This window comes from Micromonospora sp. NPDC085948 (assembly GCF_040686315.1).
Taxonomy (GTDB): Bacteria; Actinomycetota; Actinomycetes; order Mycobacteriales; family Micromonosporaceae; genus Micromonospora.
Map to the genome: position 1 here is coordinate 37,482 of NZ_JBFBJW010000017.1, position 23,391 is coordinate 60,872.

The 23,391-nt window shown below is 67.2% G+C and carries 22 protein-coding genes; 14 read left to right on the plus strand and 8 right to left on the minus strand.

The features are described 5' to 3' along the window. Nucleotides 1-45: 45 nt before the first annotated feature. From AB0O48_RS30305 to AB0O48_RS30340, 8 genes are read right to left on the minus strand one after another with little or no spacing between them, the layout of a single operon-like run. Nucleotides 46-1,557 (minus strand): ATP-binding cassette domain-containing protein, encoded by a 1,512-nt coding sequence (locus AB0O48_RS30305; RefSeq protein WP_365069370.1) that lies wholly within the window; start codon nucleotides 1,555-1,557, stop codon nucleotides 46-48. Further along, the gene (locus AB0O48_RS30310; protein WP_365069371.1) at nucleotides 1,554-2,543 is read right to left on the minus strand and encodes a branched-chain amino acid ABC transporter permease; all 990 of its coding nucleotides are present in this window, start codon (nucleotides 2,541-2,543) and stop codon (nucleotides 1,554-1,556) included. Before AB0O48_RS30310 ends, AB0O48_RS30305 begins: the two co-directional genes overlap by 4 nt. Continuing rightward, on the minus strand, nucleotides 2,540-3,418 hold the full coding sequence (locus tag AB0O48_RS30315; protein WP_365069372.1) for a branched-chain amino acid ABC transporter permease: 879 nt from the start codon (nucleotides 3,416-3,418) through the stop codon (nucleotides 2,540-2,542). The genes AB0O48_RS30310 and AB0O48_RS30315 overlap by 4 nt, the downstream gene beginning before the upstream one ends. Before the next feature lie 24 nt (nucleotides 3,419-3,442). Continuing rightward, nucleotides 3,443-4,255 (minus strand): methyltransferase domain-containing protein, encoded by an 813-nt coding sequence (locus AB0O48_RS30320; protein ID WP_365069373.1) that lies wholly within the window; start codon nucleotides 4,253-4,255, stop codon nucleotides 3,443-3,445. 20 nt (nucleotides 4,256-4,275) lie between these two features. After that, nucleotides 4,276-5,625 (minus strand): ABC transporter substrate-binding protein, encoded by a 1,350-nt coding sequence (locus AB0O48_RS30325; RefSeq protein ID WP_365069374.1) that lies wholly within the window; start codon nucleotides 5,623-5,625, stop codon nucleotides 4,276-4,278. Continuing rightward, a complete protein-coding gene (locus tag AB0O48_RS30330) occupies nucleotides 5,622-6,188 on the minus strand; it encodes a hypothetical protein (RefSeq protein WP_365069375.1) in 567 nt (188 codons plus the stop codon). Before AB0O48_RS30330 ends, AB0O48_RS30325 begins: the two co-directional genes overlap by 4 nt. A gap of 16 nt (nucleotides 6,189-6,204) precedes the next feature. Next, complete coding sequence (locus tag AB0O48_RS30335) at nucleotides 6,205-6,612, minus strand: roadblock/LC7 domain-containing protein (protein ID WP_365069376.1); 408 nt, start codon at nucleotides 6,610-6,612, stop codon at nucleotides 6,205-6,207. After that, on the minus strand, nucleotides 6,609-9,062 hold the full coding sequence (locus tag AB0O48_RS30340) for a nitrate- and nitrite sensing domain-containing protein (RefSeq protein ID WP_365069377.1): 2,454 nt from the start codon (nucleotides 9,060-9,062) through the stop codon (nucleotides 6,609-6,611). Before AB0O48_RS30340 ends, AB0O48_RS30335 begins: the two co-directional genes overlap by 4 nt. A gap of 512 nt (nucleotides 9,063-9,574) precedes the next feature. Between AB0O48_RS30340 and AB0O48_RS30345 the strand changes: the two genes are divergently transcribed. The 14 genes from AB0O48_RS30345 (at nucleotide 9,575) to AB0O48_RS30410 (ending at nucleotide 23,230) form a co-directional block, all read left to right on the plus strand. Further along, the gene (locus AB0O48_RS30345; protein ID WP_365069378.1) at nucleotides 9,575-10,468 is read left to right on the plus strand and encodes a helix-turn-helix transcriptional regulator; all 894 of its coding nucleotides are present in this window, start codon (nucleotides 9,575-9,577) and stop codon (nucleotides 10,466-10,468) included. Next, entirely contained in the window at nucleotides 10,465-10,659 is a 195-nt protein-coding gene (locus tag AB0O48_RS30350; RefSeq protein WP_365069379.1) for a DUF397 domain-containing protein, read from the plus strand. Before AB0O48_RS30345 ends, AB0O48_RS30350 begins: the two co-directional genes overlap by 4 nt. A 216-nt stretch (nucleotides 10,660-10,875) precedes the next feature. Further along, a complete protein-coding gene (locus AB0O48_RS30355; protein WP_365069380.1) occupies nucleotides 10,876-12,150 on the plus strand; it encodes a hypothetical protein in 1,275 nt (424 codons plus the stop codon). A gap of 27 nt (nucleotides 12,151-12,177) precedes the next feature. Continuing rightward, on the plus strand, nucleotides 12,178-12,885 hold the full coding sequence (locus tag AB0O48_RS30360) for a creatininase family protein (protein ID WP_365069463.1): 708 nt from the start codon (nucleotides 12,178-12,180) through the stop codon (nucleotides 12,883-12,885). A gap of 177 nt (nucleotides 12,886-13,062) precedes the next feature. Beyond that, nucleotides 13,063-14,214: a hypothetical protein gene (locus tag AB0O48_RS30365; protein WP_365069381.1), complete on the plus strand. Its 1,152-nt coding sequence runs from the start codon at nucleotides 13,063-13,065 to the stop codon at nucleotides 14,212-14,214. A 26-nt stretch (nucleotides 14,215-14,240) separates the two neighbouring features. Then, nucleotides 14,241-15,122 carry a bifunctional diaminohydroxyphosphoribosylaminopyrimidine deaminase/5-amino-6-(5-phosphoribosylamino)uracil reductase RibD gene (gene ribD / locus AB0O48_RS30370; RefSeq protein ID WP_365069382.1) on the plus strand — a complete coding sequence of 294 codons (882 nt, stop codon included), beginning with the start codon at nucleotides 14,241-14,243 and terminating at the stop codon, nucleotides 15,120-15,122. A gap of 618 nt (nucleotides 15,123-15,740) precedes the next feature. Next, nucleotides 15,741-16,760, plus strand: a complete 1,020-nt coding sequence (locus AB0O48_RS30375) for an NAD-dependent epimerase/dehydratase family protein (RefSeq protein ID WP_365069383.1) — start codon at nucleotides 15,741-15,743, stop codon at nucleotides 16,758-16,760. Next, a complete protein-coding gene (locus AB0O48_RS30380; protein WP_365069384.1) occupies nucleotides 16,748-17,704 on the plus strand; it encodes a thymidylate synthase in 957 nt (318 codons plus the stop codon). The genes AB0O48_RS30375 and AB0O48_RS30380 overlap by 13 nt, the downstream gene beginning before the upstream one ends. Beyond that, nucleotides 17,701-19,419 (plus strand): carbamoyltransferase C-terminal domain-containing protein, encoded by a 1,719-nt coding sequence (locus tag AB0O48_RS30385; RefSeq protein ID WP_365069385.1) that lies wholly within the window; start codon nucleotides 17,701-17,703, stop codon nucleotides 19,417-19,419. The genes AB0O48_RS30380 and AB0O48_RS30385 overlap by 4 nt, the downstream gene beginning before the upstream one ends. Continuing rightward, entirely contained in the window at nucleotides 19,413-20,447 is a 1,035-nt protein-coding gene (locus AB0O48_RS30390) for a hypothetical protein (RefSeq protein ID WP_365069386.1), read from the plus strand. The genes AB0O48_RS30385 and AB0O48_RS30390 overlap by 7 nt, the downstream gene beginning before the upstream one ends. 50 nt (nucleotides 20,448-20,497) lie before the next feature. Further along, the gene (locus AB0O48_RS30395; protein WP_365069387.1) at nucleotides 20,498-21,001 is read left to right on the plus strand and encodes a topology modulation protein; all 504 of its coding nucleotides are present in this window, start codon (nucleotides 20,498-20,500) and stop codon (nucleotides 20,999-21,001) included. Nucleotides 21,002-21,012: 11 nt separating this feature from the next. Then, nucleotides 21,013-21,771, plus strand: a complete 759-nt coding sequence (locus tag AB0O48_RS30400; protein ID WP_365069388.1) for a phosphotransferase — start codon at nucleotides 21,013-21,015, stop codon at nucleotides 21,769-21,771. Between the two features lie 11 nt (nucleotides 21,772-21,782). Then, complete coding sequence (locus AB0O48_RS30405) at nucleotides 21,783-22,436, plus strand: histidine phosphatase family protein (protein WP_365069389.1); 654 nt, start codon at nucleotides 21,783-21,785, stop codon at nucleotides 22,434-22,436. Then, the gene (locus AB0O48_RS30410) at nucleotides 22,433-23,230 is read left to right on the plus strand and encodes an aminoglycoside phosphotransferase family protein (RefSeq protein WP_365069390.1); all 798 of its coding nucleotides are present in this window, start codon (nucleotides 22,433-22,435) and stop codon (nucleotides 23,228-23,230) included. The genes AB0O48_RS30405 and AB0O48_RS30410 overlap by 4 nt, the downstream gene beginning before the upstream one ends. The last annotated feature ends 161 nt before the right edge of the window (nucleotides 23,231-23,391 follow it).

The window sequence follows — 23,391 nt, forward strand, 5'->3', positions numbered from 1 at the left end:
GGCGCCGAGGTAGCCTCGCTGGGCTGCGGAGTGTGGCGGTGGTGGTCATTGTGTGGATCCCGTTGGTACGGCAAGCACGTCGTGTAGCCGGGTCGGGTCGGCACGCAGGTCTGCTGCGGGGGCGTGCAGGGCGATGGTGCCCCCGTCGAGGACGGCGACGTCGTGCGCGATGTCGAGGGCGAGGGCGAGGTTCTGCTCGGCGAGCAGGACGGCGCTGCCGGTCGCGGCGAGGCTGGTGATGATTTCGGCGAGGTGGCCGACGATGGCGGGGGCGAGGCCTTCGGAGGGTTCGTCGAGCAGCAGCACCTGCGGGCCGGCGAGCAGGGCGCGGGCCAAGGCGAGCATTTGCTGTTCGCCGCCGGAGAGTTGGTGGGGCCGGTGGTGACGGCGCTCGGCCAGCGCGGGGAACAGGTCGAGGATCTGCCGTGCGGTGATGGTGCGGGTGCGGCCGGGGTGCGGTCGGGGCAGCGCGAGGTGCTCGGCGACGGTGAGTCCGGCGAACAGGCGGCGTCCTTGCGGAACGAGGCCGACGCCGGCGCGAGAACGGCGGCGGGCAGCCAGTCCGGTCACCAGCCGGTCGTGTAGGAATATCTCGGTGCCCGGCAGGGCGGGGTTTAGGCCAGCGATGGTGTTGATCAGAGTGGTCTTGCCGGCGCCGTTGCGGCCGACGACGGCGCTCACCCTTCCGGCCCGCGCATTGAGGTCGACGCCGGTGAGCACGGGTGCGCCCTCGTACCCGGCGCGCAGGTTGCGCACCCGCAGGACCGGCGGCCCACCCGGTTGGCCGGTGGGGGCACCGCCCGGTGCTGCGGGTTCGTGCTTGGTGGCGTCCGCCTCGGCGAGGTACACGCGGCGCACGTCCGGGTGGGTGCGCACCTCTGTGGGGGTGCCGGTGGTGAGGTGTTGGCCGTGGTGCAGGACGGTGACGGTTTCGGCGACTGCGGTGACGAATTCGAGGTTGTGGTCGACCACCAGTACGGCGATGTCGGTGGGTAGTGCGCGGATCAGCTCGGCGAGGCGGGTGACCTCGGTGGTGGCGAGGCCGGCGGAGGGTTCGTCGAGCAGGAGCAGTCGGGGCTGGGCGGCCAGGGCGACGGCGACTTCGAGGCGGCGTTGGTCGCCGTACGAGAGTTGGCTGGTGGGCGACTGGGCGTGCTCGGCCAGCCCGACCTGGTCCAGCGCGTCCAGGGCCGCCGCCGATGCGCGGGGCTGCAGGCGCAGCGCGGCCAGGTGCTGCCCGGGCACGGCGAGTAGCACGTTCTGCGCGACGGTCAGCGGGCGGGCGAGGGCGGGGTGTTGCCAGGTGCGGGCGATGCCGGCGCGGGCGCGGCGGTGGGCCGGCCAGCGGTGGATGTCGTGTCCGGCGTAGTGGATGCGCCCCGACGTTGGGCGCAGGGTGCCGGCGATCAGGTGTAGCAGGGTGCTCTTGCCGGCGCCGTTGGGTCCGATGAGGGCGTGCCGGGCCCCGGGGTGCAGGTCGAGGCTGACCTCGTCGACGGCGCGGCGGGCGCCGTAGGCGCGGCTGACGGTGTCCAGTCGCAGCAGTGGTGCGCTCATGTCCGCCCCCGATTGCGTCGACTGACGAGCCCGGCCAGCCGGTGTCGGGGCAGGTAGGCCAGGGCGAGGAAGCTCAGGCCAAGCAGGGTGCTGCCGTGGCCGCTGAGTAGGCCACCGGCCCAGTCCCGGGCGGTCACCAGGAGGATCGCGGCGGCGCAGGCGCCGATCATGCTGCCGGACGCCATCAGCGCGGCGGCGAGGGCGAGGGCAGATATGCCCATGGCGGCGTCGGCAGGTGAGACGTATCGGGTCACCGCAATGAGCAGCGCGCCGGCCGCGCCAGCAATCGCACCGGCGAGGGTGTAGGCGGCGAGAAGAAGCCGGCTGGTGTGGTGGCCGGCGGCTTGCACGCGGGGCTCGTGGGCGGCGATGCCACGCAGGAGCAGAGCGAAGCGAGTGCGGGTGATGACGATGACCGCGGCGCCGATGATCAGGGTGCACGCGAGGACGTACAGGTACACCCAGCCGGGTCGGACCAATGGTGCCAGGCCGGGCAACGCGACCACTGGCTCGGTGTGGGTGCCTTCGCTGCCGCCCGGTGCCCACTGGCCGGCGGCGGCGTGCACGAGTTCGCCGATGCCGAACGTGACCATGAGGAAGGTGGTGGCCCGGACCCGTACCGCGAGCAGGCCGGTCACGGCGGCGGCGATGGCCCCGGCGGCGGTCGCCGCGAGCAACTGGACCGGACCGAGACTGGTCAGCGTGGCGAGGGTGGCGGCGGTGTACGCGCCGACGATGAGGTACGCGGCCTGCCCGAGCGGTGGTTGCCCGGCCAGTCCGACCAGCAGTTGCGCGCTCATCGCGAGCATGGCCATGACCAAGGCGGTGGCGGCGAGCGAGACGAGGTAGGCGTCGACCATCCACGGCAGCGCCACCGCCACCGCGACGACGATCCCCGAAGCGACAGGTACCAGGCGCGCCGCCCGGCCGACGGGTCGGCGTTCGGTCGTGGCGGTGTTGGGTGCGGGTGTGAGGGTGGTGGTCACGCGGGCCGTCCCGCAAGCGAGGGGCGGTGCCGGACGGTGAGAGCGATCAGCATCGCGGCGGCAAGGACAAACGCGGCGGCGCCAGGAACGAGAGCAACGCCGAGAGTGAGGATTTGTCCGACACCGAGGGCGGCGAGCAGGGCGCCGCGGATGCTGCCGAGGCCGCCGACCACGCAGACGATCAGCGAGTAGACCAGGATCGTGGTGTCCACGCCGGGGGCCGGGCCGATGACCGGGGCGCCGAGCACGCCGGCGGTGACCGCGAGGACTCCCCCACCGACCAGCACGGCGGCCCTAGTCGTGCGGGTGCGTAGTCCGGTGGCGGCGGCCATGGCGGGGTCGGCGACCACGGCCCGCACGACCGCTCCCGTGCGGGAGCGCTCGACGAGCCAGAACAGCAGCACCACGATCAGAGCGGCGACCGCGATGAACCCCAGCCGGTAGACCGGGTACTGGTAGCCGCCGAGGCTGACCGAACCGGCGAGCGCGCGGGGTGGGTCGACGGAGCGCGGTTCGGCGCCGAACACGGTGCTGAACTGGTCGGCGGCGATGTACGCCAGCCCGAGGGTGGCGAGCACCTGGTCCAGCGGGCGGTCCGTGAGGGGGCGCACGGCTGCGGCGAGGCCCGCGCCCCCGAGTGCGCCGATCAGGATCGCGGCGGCGAGGGCCAGGCCGAGGCCGGTCCAACCGCCATCGGCGAGGTGCCAGGCGAGGTACGCGCCAGCGAGGTAGAGGGTGCCGTGGGCCATGCTGAACACCCCGGCCACGCCGAAGATCAGCGTGAGTCCGGCCGCGATGACGAACAGCAGCAGTCCGTACGCGACTCCGTCCACCGCGGTGATCGTGTAGGGGTTGACGAGCCCGCTTAGGCCCACGGCACTCCTCCTTCCCAAGGCAGGTCAGGCGGAGGCGAGGCGCCGGCCGATGGTGGTGTGCATCAGGTAGCCCGACAGCATCAGCTGCGGGTCCATCAGCACCTCCCGCAGCTCGGCCAGGTCGTCAAGGCTCATGCCGGCGGCGACCAGCTCAGCCTCGCGCTGAATCGAGTTGGAGTGGTGCAGCCGGCAGATGCCGGTGCCGCCGCGCCACGAGCGGGACTCGATCCGGCTGTCGACGTCGACCAGGCCGAGACGCAGCATCACCTCCGGCGCCCGCTGCGCCCAGCCCATGTCCGCCCCGCGGGACTCGCCGAAGGCGAGCAGGGCGTCCTGGAACCGCTCGATCAGCTCGGTGGCCCGAGGGCTGGGGCTGCGGCGGATCATGTCCCGCCAGGTGCAGTCCCAGTCCGCCACCACCATCGCGCCGCCCGGGGCGAGAGCGCGCGTCAGGTCGGCGAGGACCTGCTCCCGCTCGGGCAGGTGCATCAGCACCAGACGGGCGACGATCGCCTGCTGCGACCCCTCCAGCTCCATTTGACGGATGTCGCCGGTCCGGACGGTGACATTGGGGCCGCCGGGGATGTAGCGGGGGTCGAGGTCCACGGCGGTGACGTGCCCGTCCGGGGCGATCTGGTCGGCCAGCCAGGTCGTCAGCGTGCCGGCCCCGGCGCCGATCTCCGTGACCTTCCAGCCCGGCCCGACCCCAAGCTCGAACAGGGTCCGGCGAGTGCCAGCGTCGAGGATCTCAGCGAGGTGACGAAGCTGGTTGGCGGCCTCGTCCGTGGCGTTGTCGAACATGTACCCGGCCTGCGCACTGGTCGTCGTCGCGCTCATGGTGTCTATGCCTTTCGGAGTCAGGAACCGAGGGTGGTGAGCGTCTGCACGGTGCGGTTGACCCACACCTGCCCGTCCTGGGCCACTTCCCGCAGGTAGTACGCCTGCACAGGGGTGTGGTTCGTCGGCCCGAACTGCCAGGCGCCCCGAGGAGAATCGATCGACCCCACCCGCGGCAACGCCGCGGTGAGCGTCTGCGAGGTCAGCCCGGTGGCCGCCCCGCTCGCGGCGGATGACGCAGCCGGGCGGCTGGCAGCCGGGCTGCCGCTCGGTGCAGGGCTGCTGGAGGCGGATGCGGTGCCGGTGGTGCTGGGTGTAGTCGCGGGGGCATCAGGCTGAGCGAGCGCTTCCGAGATGGCCCTGTCCAACACGAGCGCCGCGTCCCACGCGCAGACGTGGTACACGTTCGGCAGCTTCCCGTCGTTACCTGCGGTGAACCGGCGTACGAAGTCTCTGTTGGCCGCGTTGTCCAGCGTCGGTGAGTAGTTCAGGGCGGTGTAGATGCCCTTGGCCTGCTCCTTCAACGCCGCCAGTGGCGCGCCTTCGGTCAGGAAGCCCGAGGCGTACAGCGGCGTGGTGATGCCGTACTGGCGGTACTGCTTGACGAACTCGATCGCGGACGCACCGGCGTAGAAGGTGTAGACGGCCGCCGGCTTGGCCTCCTTGATCTTCGTCAGGTACGGGGAGAACTCGGTCGTCGGCGCCGGCGCCCACGGCGTCCACGTCGGCTCTCCACCCGGGTTCGCCAACTGCCCACCCGCCTTGCGGAAGGCGGTGACGAAGCCACCGATCTGATCACGGCCGCCGATGTAGTCCGGGCCGATCACCCACACCCGGCCGTTGCCGACCGTCGTGCGCAGGTAGCCGGCGATCGACGCACCGGTCTCCTGGCTCAGCCACGACGTCGACCACAGGTAGGCGGGATTCTCGACCGTGGAGGGCCGTCCACCCATGCCGATCAGCGGCACCTTGGACTCGTTCAGCAGCGGGTACAAGGTCTGCACGGTCTCGGCGGTCCCCCCGCCGACAAGGGCGAGGACTTTGTCCTGCTCGATGAGCTTGCGCGCCGACGCGAGTGCGGTGGCCTTGCCGTCGCCCTCGTCGGCCTCAATCACCTTCACGAGTCGGCCGCCGAGCTTGCCGCCCAGCTTCTCGAGGGCCAGCCGCCACCCCGCGGCCTGGTCATCACCGATCGCCTTGTAGGGCCCGCTCTTCGGCACGATCAAGCCGATGCGGATCTCGTTGGCGGTGGAATCCGAGTCGCTGAGACTCGACCCGTCGCAGCCAGCGACAGCGATCAAAACAGCAGCAACGAAGGCGGCGATCGCCATTCGCCAGCGATGCCGGCGGGCGGGCGGTTGAGGGGTCACGAGAGTTGGCCTTTCGTAGTAGTCAGGGGATTCCTTGATCGGGGGGCGTGGTGCTGGGGTGGTAGAACGGGGCCAGTCAGGTGATGCAGGACGGCCAGGACGGAGTCGGGCTCGGTTGCGTCGCAGGTCACAACCGGCACCCTCGTGGTAACCCGCAGGGCGTCGCGGATCTCGTGGCGGTTGCGGGTGCCGCCGAGTGGGCGGTTGATCGCGACCAGGTATGGCAGGTCACGGGCATCGAGGTAGTCCAACGCCGGGTAAGACACCGGCAGGCGGGTGGCATCGACCAGCACGATCGCGCCGCAGGCGCCGAGAGCGAGGTGGTCCCACACCCACCACCAGCGCCGCAGCTCCGGCGTCACGTGCAGGACGACGGTGACGCCGCTGGGCAGAGTGGCGTAGCCGACCTCTCCGACCACGCCCGGCTGGCCGGGCAGCGTCGAGCGGCCACGCTGCGCGGCCCGAAGGAAGCAGGACTTGCCCACACCCGCGCCGCCGGTCACCAGCACCTTGACCGTCGAGGCCGCACGTCCTGTCACGCCGGAGCCCGCGCTCATGCTCATCGCCGCCGCCCGCGACTCAGCCGGCCGTGCGCGGTCCTGGCCTGACCGCATCGCCGATGCGGACCGCCATGGCGGCCAGCTCGTAGGCAACCTGCGCCGAATCGCACCCGGCGCGGGCCAAAGCCGCCAACGACGACCCGTCGGGCACCTGCTGCACCACGAGGATTCCCTCTCGCATCATCAGCATCTGGAAGTGCACACCGCCGGTCTCCAGCAGGTCAGTGGCGCCGCGCGCCAGACTGACAAGACCGGACACGATCGCCGCGAGCTGATCGCCGCGGTCGGTGTCCAGACGGTCGGTGCTGGCCAGCAGCAGCCCGTCGCCGGACACCGCGACGACGTGCGCCACATCGGGTATCTGTTCGGCCAGACCATTCAGGACGGCGGACAGCTGCGGATCGCGGGCAGTAGCAGCGAGGCTCATCGGCGTTCTCCTGTCGGAAGGGGAGGGATGGGGGGCGCGGCCCGCAGACCGCGCATCGTGCCGGCGACCTGCGCCCGGATCGCCGCTGGGTCGATCTGCACAGGCGGCCCGGAGGGCGTGCCCTGCGCCGACATGCCACCAGGGACGACGTGCGCCTGGGGACGACGCCGAGGTAGACCGGAGGTCGTGCGTCCATCGATGGCGGGTTCGGCGGCGGACGCCGCCGCCTGCCAGCCCTTGTCGGCAGCGGTATGGAAATCGCGTTCTCCGGCCGCAGGCGGCCACAGCCAGGGCGACTGGGCCGCCATCTGCCGGAACATCGGCGGGTCCGCCGGTCGCGTCGCGGCCACCGGCAATGGCATCGGGCCCCGCTGGCGGGGCACGGGCGGCAGCTCCGTCGTCACGTCCGTGCGCGCAGGTGCCGGTGGCGCGGGCACCACCGGGATTTGCCGGGTCGGACCGGCCCAGCCGGTCCCCGCCCAGGGCGCGGCCGGGTGCGCGGGCGGCGCAGGGGCAAGCCGGGCAGGGTGTTGGAACTGGCTCGGCACGACGATCTCGCGCACGTGCACCCGGGTGACGTACTCGGCCGGCACCATGACCTCGGCGGTGACGCCGGTCGGCTGGGTGGCGCCCAGCCGTACCCGTACCCCGAACTCCGCCGCCAGCCGGGAGACCACGACCAAGCCCATCTGGTGGGTGACGGCAACTTCCAACTCCGGGCTCGCCAACAGCGCGTTAGCGCGGTCGATCTGCTCCGGGGTCATCCCGAGGCCGGAGTCGGCGACGAGGATCTGCACGTCATGCCTGGACCATTCCGCGAAGACCCGCACCTGGTCGGCGGAGAACCGGGTGGCGTTGTCCAGCAGCTCCGCGAGGATCGACTTCACGGCATCGACCGCGCGGGCGTCGACCTCGACCTCGACCAGCTCCTCCATCGTGATTCGGGCGAAGCCTTCGGTCTCTGACAAGGCGGCGTTGACCAGGTCCGCGAGCACCACCGGATGTGGCTGTGATTGGCCAGGGCCACCACCGGCAACGATCAGTAGATTCGATCCATAACGGCGCAGCCGGGTGGCCTGCTGGTCGGCGGCGAACACCCTCGCCAACCGGTCCGGGTCCTCCTCGTCGCGCTCAAGACGATCGATGCTGCCCAGTAGTTGGTCGGTCAGGGCCTGCACGCGTCGACCAACGGAGGTGGTCATGGCGATGACCAGGGCACGTCCCCGTGCCTCCCCCACCGCCGCGTTCACCGCTACGTCCAGCACTAGATTGAAAGCGCCTGCGACCTGGCCGACCTCGTCCCCGCCAACCACCGGCACCGCCACGCGGCCGGTGTCCTCGGCCAGCCGTTGCGCCGCCGCTGGATCCGACGTTGCCCGCAGCCGCGCCACCAGGGCTGGCAGCTCCACGTCCGCGACCCGACGGGCGCCCTGCTCCAGCGACGACAGCTGCGCGACCAGCGACCGGGCCACCCGGACCGCCGTTACCGCGGCGACCAGCAACATCACTAACAGCACCGCAGCTTGCACCGCCGCGGCCCGGACCTGCGCTATCCACAGGTCGTCGGCGGCAGCCGCGATGTCATCGTTCACCGCCGCCTGCACCTGGGCCAACAGGTCCGCGCGACTGGTCATCACTCGGCTCCACTGCTCAGCGCCGCCCGGCAACCGCACCGGTTCATACACCCCGGTGCCGGACACCAGTCCGTCCAGCCGCACCGCGGCGAGGACGTCCCCGCCAGTCAACGTGCGTCCCAATCGCGCCCTCCATGACGGGCGCGCCAACGCGTCGAACTCGCGCAACGCCTCGTCCTGGCCCGTACGAGCGGCCACGACTTCCGCGTGCAGCGCTGGAGTCAACCGCCGCGCCGCCACCGCCTGCAACACCGCCACCTGCTGCTGACCCACCGCCTCACGGGCCCGCGACACCGCCGCGGACGCGCGCATCTCATCTGCGAGCTGCGGCTGCACGCCGCTCTGAGCCACCGCCAACAGCAGATCCCCCAGATCGGCGATGACGATCCGGTACCCGAACGCCACGGCGGACAGCGCCACCAGGCCGTCTCCGCGCACCCGCTGCCGCTGCGCCTGCACGTCCGCCAACCCCGCGTCAGCGCGGGATAGAACACCACGCACGCCCCCGGGCGGGTTTTCGAGTTCTCCTCGCAGCACCCGGAATCGGGAGATCGCCTCATCGGTGCCCTGCACGGCCCGCTCGAAATCCGCAGGCTTCACCGTCGACCCGGGTAGCAGCAGACCCACTGCAGCGATCCGCTCAGACTGCAGACGCTGCGTCACCTCGGTTGCCGACGCGCCGACGGAGAACAAGTTCCCGGCGCCAGCGGCAGCCTGGGCCGCCCCCACCGAGGACCACAATCCGAAACCCGCCGACACCACCGCGACCAGCACCGTCGGTAGCACGATCAGCCCGGCCTTCCACCGCACCGACATATCCGCCAACCGACGGCCCACTCTTATCCGCGAGATTCGCACAGTACCCCCAGTGAGCGCGCTCATATCGCTGCCCGGACTTTCATAGGCGCCACTCCGCAACGACGCGCCGCAGCGACTATGTCGCCCATCGCGATCAGCCTCCTTGTGCAGATCGGCTCAGTCGTCGTGCCGGGACTAGCCGCAGGCGCGACTATCAATCGCCGATCCGGCCGATTAGCCGTGGCGGGCTGGGTTGCGCTCCGGCATGCCGTGCTGGACGGAGACGCTATTAGCCCATTGACGGTTAACTCGTTGCGAATCAACGATCACGGAACCGGCCACGACTGGGAATACCGACCTGCGGTCCGACCTTGCGTACCGACCTTTGGTCCGACCTCCCTCTGAGCTGGGCTTCCACGACGGACCACCAGCACCACCAAGATCATTTTTGCGGTCCTCAGGGGTACATTGAGCAGGCCCAGCCGGCCGCGCTTGTCGACCGGGTTGACACAGACTGCTGGAGGCAGCCGGTGACCCGCCCCAGTCCATACGTTCGCCGAAAATGGCTAGGACGCGAGATTAAGCGCCTGCGTGACGAGCACGGAATGTCGGCGGAGCCACTCGCCCGCGCCGTCGGCTTTTCGCGCCAGCAGCTCAGCGCCTTAGAGAACGGCCACCTTGGCCCCGACATTGATCTCGTCAGCGCGATCTGTGACTACCTAACTGTTGGGGCTAAACGGCGAACAGCCATCATGGATGCGGCGACCGATGGCTGGGCGCGCGGATGGTGGATGGCGGACGCTGAACGCATGGGCGTCCGGCAGGCCACCTACGCAGACCTCGAAAGCGGCGCCAAGACCATCACCGAGTACGCCTTAGCGTTGTTCCCCGGGCTGCTCCAGACGCCTGCGTTCGCCGACGCTCGGCTGCGGAGCGAACCTGCGCGTCACGGCGAGGCCTTCGACCCCACCGCGGCGGTCGCCGCGAGGGCACATCGCCAGCAACTGCTGCTTTCCGCCGGTGGGCCAAGGTACGACGTCGTACTGGACGAGATCGCGATCCGGCGCTGCGCCGCAGAGGCGTCCATCGTTGCGGACCAGCTCCAGCACATCATCGCGGTCTGCGCGGCGCACCCCACCACCGTGACGGTTCAGGTGCTGCCGATCGGCATCTCGATCAAGGGCCACAGCGCGTACAAGTCGGCGTATTCAATCTACCGGTATCGCGACACGCCGGACTGCCTGGCCGTCGCAGTGGACACCCTCACGAATGATCTGATTCACACTGAACCAGAGGAGGTGCGGCCCTACCTGAGCTTGCACAGCCGGCTGAAGACCGCCGCGCTGACACCTGAAATGAGCATTGGTCTGCTCCGCGCTGTGGCGCAGGAGATGTCAACACCCTTTAAAGGAGTTTCCGCATGACCGCGCAGCCCAGGCAGTGGCGTAAGTCCAGCTACAGCGATGACGGCAACTGTGTCGAGTACGCCGCAGCCCACAATGGCCCCGTTGGTGTACGCGACTCGAAGGACATCACCGGCCCCGTACTGGAGTTCGAGCCCGCCTCCTGGAGCGCCTTCACCAGCGGCGTCCGTGCTGGCAAACTCAGCCGATGATCCTTGCCTCCGGACGCCCCGGTGACATGCGAGTGCCGCAAGTGCGGTACTGATCGCTCGTTGTCCGGCGCCGCGGCTTTCCGTGCCTACAGGGCACCCAGATTTCGATACTGGGGTCGCGCGACGCTCGTTGATGTTGGGATGCTGACTCTGTGGCTGGAGCGTTATCGTGTCGTCCCGTGCCGGCAGAGGGTTCATGTGCCGTGGAGGTAGCTTGTGCCGCGTCACCCTGAAGCGATCATTGAGCCGAACGCCCTGCTGATCGACGCCCGCAGGTCCCGTCCGTCGCCGAATCGGCGCGGCCAGCAGATGTCACGCACGGAGCTAGCCGATGCGGTGAACAGCAGCCTCGACAAGCTGCACCCAGGCCGAGACATGACGGCGCAGTACGTCGACTTCCGCTGGATCGGGAAACTCGAACGCGGCGAGCACCGCTGGCCCAGCGTCGAGCGGCGTGCAGCCCTTCGTGAGGTCTTGGCCACCAGCGAAGATGCGCGGCTAGGCCTTTACAGCCCACGCCGCTCACCCGCCGTCGCTTCCTCCCATCCCGGCTCTCAGATAGCGCCAACCGCACCACTGGCCCGCCTCAGCCTGGGCCTTGAAGACTCACTCACCGCAGACCAGCTAGATGCCATCGAGGTATGGCTTCATGAACTCCAATGCCTTACACAGCAGACCAGCCCTCACGTAACGCCGGAGCTCGGCATTCAGGTTCGCCGACATCTCGACATCCTGGACGAGCTGCAGAGAGGCGGTCGCCGGCCACACCTCGCGAGCGTGGATGCTCGATGGTCGGAGTTCATGAGCTGGATCGCCGACAACACTGGAGCTACCGATGGTGGGTCGTGGCTGGAACGATCACGCCGACGCGCAGGCGAAGCCGACGACCAACTGCTCGGCGCTTACATCCTGATGCGCCAGAGTCAGCGCGCCCTGGACGAGGGCGCTGTCCGCACCGCAATCTCGCTATCGCGCCAATCCCTGGCTTACGGTCCGGTGCCACCCCGCACACGCGCGCTCTGTCTGACACGAATGGCCGAAGCACTGGCCACGAACGGCGACGAAGATACCGACGGCGTGATCGCTGCTGCCCGCCGTGGCTTGCAGCGCGCCGCGAACGACGCTGAGGACGAGTTCGCCAGCCACTGCGACCTCCGCTATGTCGCCGCGATCGACGCACGCTGCCGTCAACTAATCGGCGACCCGGTCTCCGCAGCAGCGATATTCAATGAGCTCCTGGAAGCTGATCACATGGTTCCCCTGCTCGACGCCGGAATCTGGAACGCACACCTCGGCGAGTGCTACCTGCCCAACGATCCTGAGCGAGCAGCAGATCACGGCATGAGGGCTCTGCGGCTTGCTAGCGAGACGGGCTCGTACCGCGCCATCCGAGCGTCGCAACCGCTTGCCGTCGCGCTCCGCCGCCACACCACACTCGCCCCTGTGCGCGCCTTCGTCGATGCACATCGCGCCGCAGTGCTCGGTCGGTGACAAGATAGCCCCGTGCACCTGATCCCGATGACCACCAGCACCGAGGTTGCTGCTCGCGCGCCGCACGTCGCGGTACTGCCGATAGGCAGTTTTGAGCAGCATGGATCACACCTGCCGCTGGCCACGGACACCCTGATCGCTTCGGCGATCGCCACGTCGATCGCCGCGCGGTACAACGTCCTGGTGCTACCGCCAATCACGGTGTCTTGCTCCCACGAGCACGCCGCGTGGCCCGGCACCGTCAGCATCAGTCATAAGACGTTGTCAGCCATCGTGGAGGACATCCAGGCGTCGCTCGCTCTCAGCGGAATCAGACAGCTCGCAATCGTCAACGGCCACGGCGGGAACTACGTCCTAAGCAACATCGTGCAAGCCGCCAATGCAATGCGACCGGGCAGCATGACACTGTTTCCGAATCGTTCTGACTGGGAAAGGGCACGCGCCGCTGCCGGGCTAAAGACTGATGGGCATCGCGACATGCACGCCGGCGAGTTGGAAGTATCAATTCTGCTGCATAGCTCACCAGAGGTCGTGCGCGCAGGGTTCGAAGACGGCGATTACTTCGCCGACGAACGCAGCATGCTCCTCGTTGGAGGCATGGGCGCATACACGGATACCGGGGTGATCGGCCAACCCTCGGCTGGCACTGCGGCGAAGGGACATGCGCTAATTCAAAGCCTCACGGACTCTTTTGGCGATCATCTATCAGCCATCAACATTGAGCCTCCGCTTTGAAGAGAGGCGGCGGCGGCGCCGAGATTTGAACGCTGCGCCAAACCTGAGTAGGAGCGTGCTCGGTGGACCGGGTAGGAGCGTGTAATGCCTCGTCATCCAGAAACGGTAATCAGCCCGAACACCCTACTCAGCAATGCCCGCCAGCGCCTGCCTTCCCCGCGACGGCCAAGCCAGTGCATGTCACGAAGTGAGCTGGCCGATGCCGTGAATGCTGCCCTAGACCGGCTCTACCCCGGCAGGGTCCTTACCGCCCAATACGTCGATTTTCGGTGGATCGGCAAGTTGGAACGCGGCGAGCACCGCTGGCCGAGCGAGGAGCGCCGCAACGCATTGCGCCAGGTTCTCGGCGCAGCGAGCGACGCTCAACTTGACCTCTACAGCCCACGGCGTACGGACGCCACCAGCGCCGCTTACCAGGGAATTGAGCAGCCGTCGCCGGGAACCTGGGACGAGATGGTCTATCTGCTGCGGGCCCAGTGGCACCTGCTGGTTCAGAACGACAAGCTGCTCGGGCCGCAGTATGCGCTGATCGGTGTCACGGGTCAGCTCGCGCTGCTCGACCAGATGCTCCCTGATGCACCTGCGGAGTTCCGCACCAGCCTTATCCGCCTTGCTTCCCAATATGCCGAATCGGCAGCGTGGTTGAACCACTCGCTCAACGACGCCCCATCCGCCCAGCGCTGGACCGGAAAGGCACTCACCTGGGCGGAGGAGATTTCTGACCCGATCATGACGGCCTGGGCGACATACCGCAGCAGCCAGCACTGGCTCATGGCTGGAAATCCGGAACGCTCTGTCGAGCAAGCTGAAGCCGCCATGATGCTAGACAAGAAGGTGCCCAGCCCAGTGCGGGCAGCGCTGCGCGTACAAAATGCTCACGCGCTCGCCGTAGTTGGCGAGCATCGCAGGGCCATGCAGCTTCTAGAGGACGCGCACGAGTGGGCCGCAGACAATAGTCCCGGCCGGCCTGAGGGCGAGCACGCTTCCTACTGCACGAGAGGCTATATAGAGGTTCATCGAGGCAATTGTTTGAGGTTAGGCCGGCGGCCAGCTGAAGCCATCGCGGTGCTCGACGCTGCCATTCCGTCGATTCCGACGCTCCACCGTCAGGATTTCACTGCGGCCCTAGTTGCCAAGGCCGCAGCTCATCTAGCAGCTGATCAGCCCGAGCAAGCTGCGGCTACCGCCCATACCGCCCTGCCGATAGCTCGCCGCGCTGGATCGCGCCGTATCCTGCAACAGCTCGGGCAAATCGGGTCCGCCATCGGCGCGCACCGTCACTTGTCCGATGTCCGAACGTTCCTCGATGACCTTGTGGAGACTGCCTGATGGCATCGGGCGTAGATTTGTCGGCGATGCGGCATGCCATCGCGCTCTCCGCTCTCGGGCTGGGCACCACGAGCCCAAACCCGCCTGTCGGCTGCGTGATCCTCGACCAACACGGGACGACGGTGGGCGCAGGGTTTCACCGCCGCAAGGGGGAGCCACACGCCGAGGCGCACGCTCTTACCGCAGCCGGAGTTGCGGCACGTGGTGGTACAGCCGTGGTCACGCTCGAGCCATGCAACCACGTCGGCGTCACACCAGCTTGCCGCCAGGAGCTAATCAACGCCGGCATCGCCAGGGTCATCATCGGCGTCCTCGATCCAACCTCCCGCGGTGAGGGTGGCGCCTCGATGCTTGCCGCTGCGGGTATACAGGTCGAGACCGATGTATTGCGCGACGAAGCTCTGACCGTTCTTGAGCCGTGGCTGACCGCAACCGTGCGCCGCAGGCCCTACCTAACTTGGGCCTTTGCAGCGGGCGAGGGGTGTTCCCCAGTTGTAGAAAGACGACTCCTTCTCGACGTGCGCGCCAACTTCGACCTCGTCGTTGCGGGCAGCAACTTTGAGGAGGGCATACCCAGGGGACACGCAAGCGCACACTTCGGCATACCGGCCAATGTCGATGTCGGCGCCGACCTGCTGAAGTGGCTGCCAGACGCCTACCAGGCCGGCGTGCGCAGCGCGTGCTTCGTTGGACGAGAGCACGCCTCCGTGCTACAGCCTCAACTGCAGGCCGTCGATGAACTCATCGTTGTTGTAGCGCGCACTGATCCGAGCCAGGCGCTTGACGTGATGGACTCTGACCTTGTAACGACCAACTTTCGGTTGATCAGCATTAATGCAAGCGATGGCTCGATGACTTTCCGCTTTCGACGGACCGGCGGCGGGGCGCAGATAAGTTTTCCGAGTTAAGACCTACGCACGGAGTACACCGCGCAGCCGGTCAGAGCCGACGCTCGACACCGTTGCCCGCGTCAAGCCCTGAGTCCCTGGTCTACGGTCGAGGCCGGGCCCCGTGACAGCCCCGCTACCTGCCAGCTACTCCCGACGACGTTGACGCCGCCCAAGACTCCCTCACCTCACTCTGGTCGATGCCCGTCACCGGGAGCCCGGTCGGATTGCTTGGCCGGATCCAGCGGGTGCACCACCGGCTTGCCGCTCGGCAGCGGCATCCGCTCCTCGACGCGAGGGGGTGCCTGAGAATGCCCGTCAGGACGTGCTCCTGAGGACCGAACGACCGCGGCCCCTCCTCACACGCGAACGCGTCCGGACCGGCCCGCCAATGCGACAGGCCCGACTCACACTGCCGGGACGTGCCCTTCGTTCTCGTGAGTTAGCACTGCTCAGGGTCAAGTCGGACCGCAGGTCGGTACACAAGGTCGGACCGTAAGTCGGCATTCCCAGCCATGCACCGGTCGCGAGACCCTGGGGACATAGCCCAGCGATGCCATAAGTCAGCTTCCCCAGGTTCACGTCAAGGAGAAGCAGCCGTCTCCCAGCTGAGTTCGCGAACGCGAAAGGTGCATTCCTGTGACGCAGAACAGCCGCCGCGTGAAGGTGTTGGTAACCGGCGCAACGGGCTTCATTGGTTCGCATTTGGTAGAAGCCTTACTCCGACGCGATTGTGACGTTATTGGGCTCGACCGACGCAGCCCGTACACCGATCCGATTGCCAGGCACAACGCCCGAAGCTTCCTCCAGAAGCCAGCGTTCTCGTTGGTCGTCGCCGATCTGATAGCGGCCAATCTTGCCTCTCTGGTCGACGGAGTTGACTGCGTCTTCCACCTCGCTGCGGTACCAGGGGTTCGGCCCTCGTGGGACCGATTCGACGGCTACGTTTCGGCGAATATTGAAAGCACGGGTCGCTTGTTGTCGGCGTGCGCGGAGGCTGGCGTTCCACGTTTAGTGTACGCATCTTCGTCGAGCGTTTACGGCGAGAACAGCACCGCTAGCCGCGAGGGTGACGTTGCTCAGCCCATCTCCCCATACGGGGTCAGCAAGCTGGCTGGCGAGCAGCTGAGCTTGGCGTACGCCAAGCGGCCGGGTAGCAGCCTACGAGTTACAGCCTTGCGGTACTTCACTGTCTATGGGCCACGGCAGCGGCCGGACATGGCGACCGGGCGAATTTTGGCGGCTGCTCTGACCGGCGGCCAGTACACCCTTTATGGTGACGGCGCTCAACGTCGTGAATTCACCTACGTCAGCGACGTCATAGACGCCACGATTGCGGCGGCCGATGTCCGGGAAAACGCGGCGGTCGTGAATGTCGGCGGCGGTACAAGCGTTTCGATGACCGATCTGATTGCTCTTGCCCGGGAAGCGACTGGGAAACCCGTTCCAGTGAAGGTCACGTCCGAGCAATTCGGTGACGTGACGGCCACCGAGGCGGATTTGACTCTGGCCCGCACCCTGATCGGTTACCAGCCGAAGGTGGATCTGCGGACAGGCATTTCGCGACAGGCCGAATGGCTGCGCCAACTTCCGCCCGAGCTCTTAGGTCGCTACATCTCGCGTCTGCAAAACGAGGAGGTTGCGGCATGCTCCATCTGAGTGCCACGTCGGCGAACGATCTCTACGCGGCGGTATGCCGAGAAGTTGTGCGGCAGGGACAGCGGGTTAACCCGCGCGGCATGGCGACCACTGAGGTAATCGGCGCACATCTGATCCTGACCGAACCCCGACGTCGATTCGTTTTTGTACCACCGACCCGCGTTCTGAACCCCGCGTTCGCGGTCGCGGAAGCACTATGGATCCTTTCCGGGTCTGACGATCCGTGGATTTTCACCTACAACCGCTCGCTGGAGCGGTACGCCGACGACGGTAGACTCCGGGGCGCCTACGGACCTCGGATCCGCCGGTGGGCTGGGACGATCGACCAGCTCGATCACGTACGCAACGTCCTGACGCGAGACCCGGACAGCCGCCAGGCAGTCATCCAGATCTACGACCCCCAGCAAGACACCGTTGGGCACCGCGACGTGCCGTGCACCCTGAACTATCGGTTCTTCCTGCGCGACGGCCAGCTGCACATGCACACCACGATGCGCAGCAACGATGTGTGGCTTGGTCTGCCGTATGACCTGTTCACTGCGACGATCTTGCACGAGCTGATGGCTGGCTGGCTTGGCGTGAAGCTTGGCACCTACCACCATCACGTCGATTCGTTGCACCTCTACGACCAGCACGCCCAGAATGCCGCCGACCTCGTGTCGTCCCCGGTCGCACCGTCGCCGGTGATGCCAGCTCTGGCGGTACCCGCTGAGGCGACGACCGAGTTCCTGAGTGCAGTTGTCAACGGCACTGTTAGCACCGGCCCCGGATCGCCCTGGCGCGACATGGCAGCCACCCTGGCGAGCTACCGGCAGTGGAGCGCCGGAGAACGTCCTGCGGCCCGCGAGACGGCCGACGCCATCCGCGGTGAACTCGGTGATGCCCTGCGCGGCTGGTATGCCCGGCTGAGCCAACCGGCCGCTGTGACGGGGGCCGCCCGATGACCGCAAGCAAGATCGTGCTCGGACTGTGCTCGTTCACTCATGACTCCGCGGCTGCGCTGTTCGTCGACAACACGCTGGTCGGCTTCGCTGAGGAAGAGCGCCTGTCGGGCGAGAAGCACACGCGTGCATTTCCCGAGCGAGCGGTCGCCTGGCTCGTGGCCCAGGCGGGCCTGGATGCGAGCGCCGTGGACGAGGTGGCCTACAACTTCGACGGCGCTCGGTACCTGGATGCGCTGCCCGCAACAGAACTATGGGCACGAATGCCGCAAACCCGCGACCGTGCGCAGGCGCGGGCAGACAGCTTTCGAAAGGTCCATGCACGGTTCGGAAAACGTATCGACACGCTGCGCGTGAAATTTCCGCAGGCGGTGATCACACCGGTGTTGCACCATCGCGCGCACGGCCTGTACGCCTTCGCGTCGAGCCACTACGATGCCGCAGCCGTGCTGGTGGTGGACAGCCTCGGTGAAGTGCAGACAACAAGCATCGGATCTGGGCTTCGGATGGCCGGCGGCGGTTGCCGATACACGATCACCGAAGACATTACCGATCCTGCATCCTTGGGCTACGCGTACGGAGCGATCACCGAGCACCTCGGCTGGCGGCGCAACGACGAGGAGGGCACGGTGATGGCCCTGGCCGCCACCGGCGACCCGAGCCGCTTTCGCGCCCTGCTCCGCGACGCGATCCCGCTGACCGATCGTGGTTTCTGCCTCGACCCACGCTGGTTCCCGCTGCGGGTCATGACCACCGGCTATCCGAGGGTAAGCAACGAACTCGCCGCCGCTACCTGCCCGACTCGCCGCCCAGACGATGCCGTTGAGCAGGTACACGCCGACGTTGCTGCTGCGCTGCAGGAACGTACCGAACAGGTGATGGTGCATCTTGCCCGCCGCGCTCGTGCCATCACCGGCATGCGGCTGCTGTGCGTAGGCGGCGGCGTTGCCGCGAACTGTGTTGCCGTCGCTAAGATCGTCGAGGAAGGGATCTTCGACGAGGTGCATGTTCCTCCAGCTCCCGGCGACTCGGGGACGGCGATCGGCGCGGCGATGTCAGTTGCTCTGCGCGCGACCGGTTCATTGCCCGGAGGAGTCATCGATCGCTGCTACCTCGGGCCCTCCTACGCCGGGCTCGAACTTCCGGAGCGTCCCCGGCCAGGGCTGAGAGCACTCCAGCCGGCGGCGCCACTCAAACACCTGGCCATGAAGCTCGCCGAGGGCCACACGGTCGGGCTATTTCGGGGCGCCCTCGAAGCTGGACCACGCGCACTGGGCAACCGATCAATCCTGGCATCCCCGCTACTACCGGACGTCGTCGACCGGCTCAACTCAACGGTGAAGTTCCGCGAGCCGTTCCGCCCGTTCGCCCCGGTTGTCCTGGCCAGCGCGGCGGCAAGGTACTTCACCCTTGGGCAATCCGCTCCGTACATGTCATTCGCGTCGGGCGTCACCGACCTGACCCGAGCTGCCATTCCCCCCGTAGTCCATACCAATGACACAGCTCGAGTACAGACAGTCACGCCAGAAGGTAACCGCTTCCTGGCTGACCTGCTGGTCGAATTCGCCGCACTCACGGGTCATCCCGTGCTGATCAACACCTCCCTCAACATCAAGGGCAAGCCGATTTGTGGAACTCCCGACATGGCCCTGGACTGCCTGGCCGAGAGCGGACTCGACGCCCTGATGGTGGAAGGCTGGTGGGTAACAAAGTGCTGATCGGCTACAGCTTCTGGGGCTTCCTCGGCAGCGGCATCCGAGAAACCCCCGACGGGGGCCGCAGCCATCGCCGCACCCTCATCGACGGCCTACGCGCCAGCGGCCACGAGGTCGTCTTTGTGCAAGCCAACCGCGACCTCAACGAGGCCGGTCACGACCTGACCGACACCTACCAGTGGGACCACGGTTTGCCGACCATCGACGCGCTTCTTCTGGAATGGCGGTGGCCCATCCCCGGCCGCAACACCACCGTTTGCGGCACCACCGGGCACACCTGCGACCTGCACCGCCAGCGACACCTCCTGGCGCACTACACCGCCGCCGGAACCCCAACCCTGCTCTGGGACAAGGACCGGCAACTCCCCGCAGGCCACCGGTTACGCGCGATGGACAACGTGACTGTCTGCGAAGCGGCGTTGCATCCCACCCCGGGTGCGGTGCGGCTGCTGTTCCCCGTCGACGACCACACACTCGACACCGCCGACCCCGACGCTCTGGCCCGCTTACCTCGAACCCTGCCGTTGGTATACATCGGCAACCAGTACGACCGCGACGAAGCCTTCGACCAATACTTCGCACCAGCCGCTCGCACCAACGAACACGCGGTCGCAGGCAAATGGACCCGCACCGAACGCTGGCCGCACGTCAGCTATCTCGGCCGACTTGCGTTCGAACACGTCGACGGACTCTACCGCCACGCCCTAACCACCGTCCTGCTCCTGCCCGACCGCTACCGGCACACCGGGCAGATGACCCAGCGCCTTGCCGAGGCCGTCCTCGCCGGCTGCCTGCCACTGACACCAACCACCATCCGCGACGCTGATCGGTTCACCCCACCTGCCCTGCACGTCACCGACGGCGACCACACTGCCCGCGTGATCACCGAACTCAGAGGCATCGCGGGCTCTGACAGACACGCCGACCTGCTACGCGACTGCCTCGACCGACTCGACCTATTCCGCCTGTCCCGACAGCTGCAGGTCGTCAACGGCGTCCTCGCGCGCACGAGTTACCAATGCCCCGCATGAACGGCCGGCCTCCACCTACAGTCCTACCACCGCCGCTACCGTCGCCGGTTATGAACCGCATCGCCATCATCGGCTGCGGTGGCGCCGGAAAAACTGTTCTGGCTAACCATCTCGCGGCGCTGCTCGACCTCCCGGTCATCAACCTCGACGCCATCTACTACGACGAAAACTGGAACGAGAAAACCAAGGACGAATTCGCCGCCATCCAGCGGGACGTGGTCGCAGCGCAGCGATGGATCATCGACGGCAACCACGCCTCCACCCTGCCTATCCGAGTGAATCGAGCAGACACCGTCATCTTCCTCGACCTGCCCGCCTGGACATGTCTATGGGGCATTGTCCAGCGCCGCTGGCGCTACCGCGGCGGCCAGCACCCTGACGGCGTCTACGACCGCATCACCCTCTCGTTCATCCGATACATCATCGGTTACCGCAAGAAGATGAGGCCGCGTATCGCCGCCGTCATCCGCGAGCACGGGCAGCACGCCCAGTACGTAACCCTCACTAGTCGACGACGCGTCAGACGATTCCTGCGCAGCATCGGCACCAATTAACCGGAGGGGCCATGGCGACCGCGGCCCGCAGCCACCGCACCGCTCAGCCGGCCAAGACTTCGGCCGTTTTCGTCAAGCACTACACCGATACGGGCCGCGGTGTCGCCGCCCGGCAACACCTGCTCTGGTTGCAGAGCATCGCGTCCGGCGTCAGACTCCCGCACCTATATCCGGGAACCGCCACCCACTTGGTCATGGAACGTCTCCCCGGCCGGCACCCCGGACCCGGCGATCTCACCGAGGTTGCCGCCGCTCTTGGCCGGCTACACGCACGCGCATATCACACACACCTACACTCGGCCCGCCTCGACCAGCCCTTCGCCGGCAGCGACGGGATCACCATCGCAGATTTCCACAGCAGCCGCCGTCACGTCCTCACCCGACTCGACATACAGCACTCAACGGCCCCCGCCGCGCTCTACAAGGACGCCAACCTGCGCAACTTCCTAATCACCCCAGACGACGTTGGCGTCGTGGACTTCGACGACCTCACTCTCGCTCCCTTCGGCTACGACCTCGCCAAACTCGTGGTCTCCACCGCCATGACCCACGGCCGCCTCGGTAATGCCTCAATCGAAACAGCGCTGGGTGCCTATAACCGAAGTGTGGCCGCGAACGGCGGACCCAACGACGGATGCACCACGGCCGACCTCCTCCGCTACTGCGAAGTCCACCACCTGCTCACCGCCGCCTATCTGCACCGCAACGGCTACCAGCACACCTGGCCAACAGTTCGGCCCGGACCAGCCCCGCTCCCAGCCCGACACTGAAGGAAGCCGACGTGCCCGTCACCTCCGAGCTCATCCTGGTCCGCCACGGCGAGGCCAACAACAACGTCACCGGCACCGTCGGCGGGGAGCATGGCTGCACTGGCCTCAGCCCTCGCGGACGCCAACAGGTCGAGCAGGTCGCCGCGCGCCTCGCGGCCGAACACCGATCTCGGCCCTTCGACGTCCTCTGCGGCACACCCCGCCGCCGAGTGCGCGAAAGCATCGAGATCATCGGTAAGGCCCTGCAGATGCCACCGATCATTCAGGAGGACCTACGAGGACCCGACCACGGCGCCGCCGACGGCCAACCGTGGACACAGATCAAGACCGCGTTCGGAGGACCCCCACAGCACCATCCCGACCAGCCCTACGCGGCCGGCTCCGAAACCTGGAACCAGTACCTCGATCGCGCTACCAACGCCCTAAGGGACATCCTTAGCCGGCACCCCGAGGGTCGCATCCTCATCGTCGCTCACGGGGAAACCATCGAGGCCGCCCACGTCCTATTCCTCCAACCACCCGCCAGGATTCGCCCAGGCATCGCGTTCGTCACCGACCACACCTGCATCAGCCGATGGCAGCAGCAACTCAACCGCTTCAACCGGCGGACCTGGCAACTCGTCGCACACAACGACACAAGTCACCTCGCCGAGCATCCCCGATGAGCCCTTCCGCCGAGATGCTCATGGCCATCTGCAAAAGGACACTCGACCCACGTGCTCGCTTCATCGCTGTGCACGCCGGGCACGACAGCACCATCGCTCTACGCGCACGAACCGTCGCAGGAACCGTCATCGTCAAGGCACACCGAAGTCCCGACCGCCACCACCGTGAGGTTCACGCCTACCAGCACTGGACTACTGCACTCGGGGACTGCGCACCGCGCTTGATCGCCGTCTGCGATGACCCACTTGCGATCATCGTCACTGCCTTCCCGGGACGCATGCTGGCCGAGACGACGCTGTCGCCGCCTCACGAGGCGAGCGCCCACAGGCAGGCTGGGGAACTACTGCACCGCCTGCATCACGCCACCCCACACCAGGCCGAACTCACCATGACCCTGACGATCGCCGAGCGGGGCGAGCATTGGCTACACCAAGCCAAAGCGTTCATGCCAACATCTCGGCAAGCAGAGATCCGCGCCCACCTTCGTGCCCTCGCCCGACTCCCGCCGATCCCTGCCGTGCCCTGCCACCTCGACTTCATGCCCCGCAACATGATCCTGCAGCCCGATCGGCGACTCGCCGTCATCGACTTCGAACACAGCCGCTACGACCTCGCCGCCCGCGACCTCGTACGCCTTGCCGACCGGATTTGGCCCACCCGGCCCGACCTCGAAAAGGCATTCCTCGACGGCTACGGACAACTAACGGACCTCGATCGGCAGGTCATCGAACACTGCACTCACCTCGATCGACTCACCCTGGCCGTCCGTACCCACCAACGGGAACAAGGCTGAACGGTAACGCCCGCTATCGGCCACCGCACCGTCCATGCCGACGAAACCTTCTCGAACCTGGGTCACCACCGGTCGGAAGCCCATCGTTGGTCTTTGCACTGCGGAAACTAATTGCCGATCGGGCCGCTCTCGACGTCTCTCGATGCCCAACCACGCGCGGA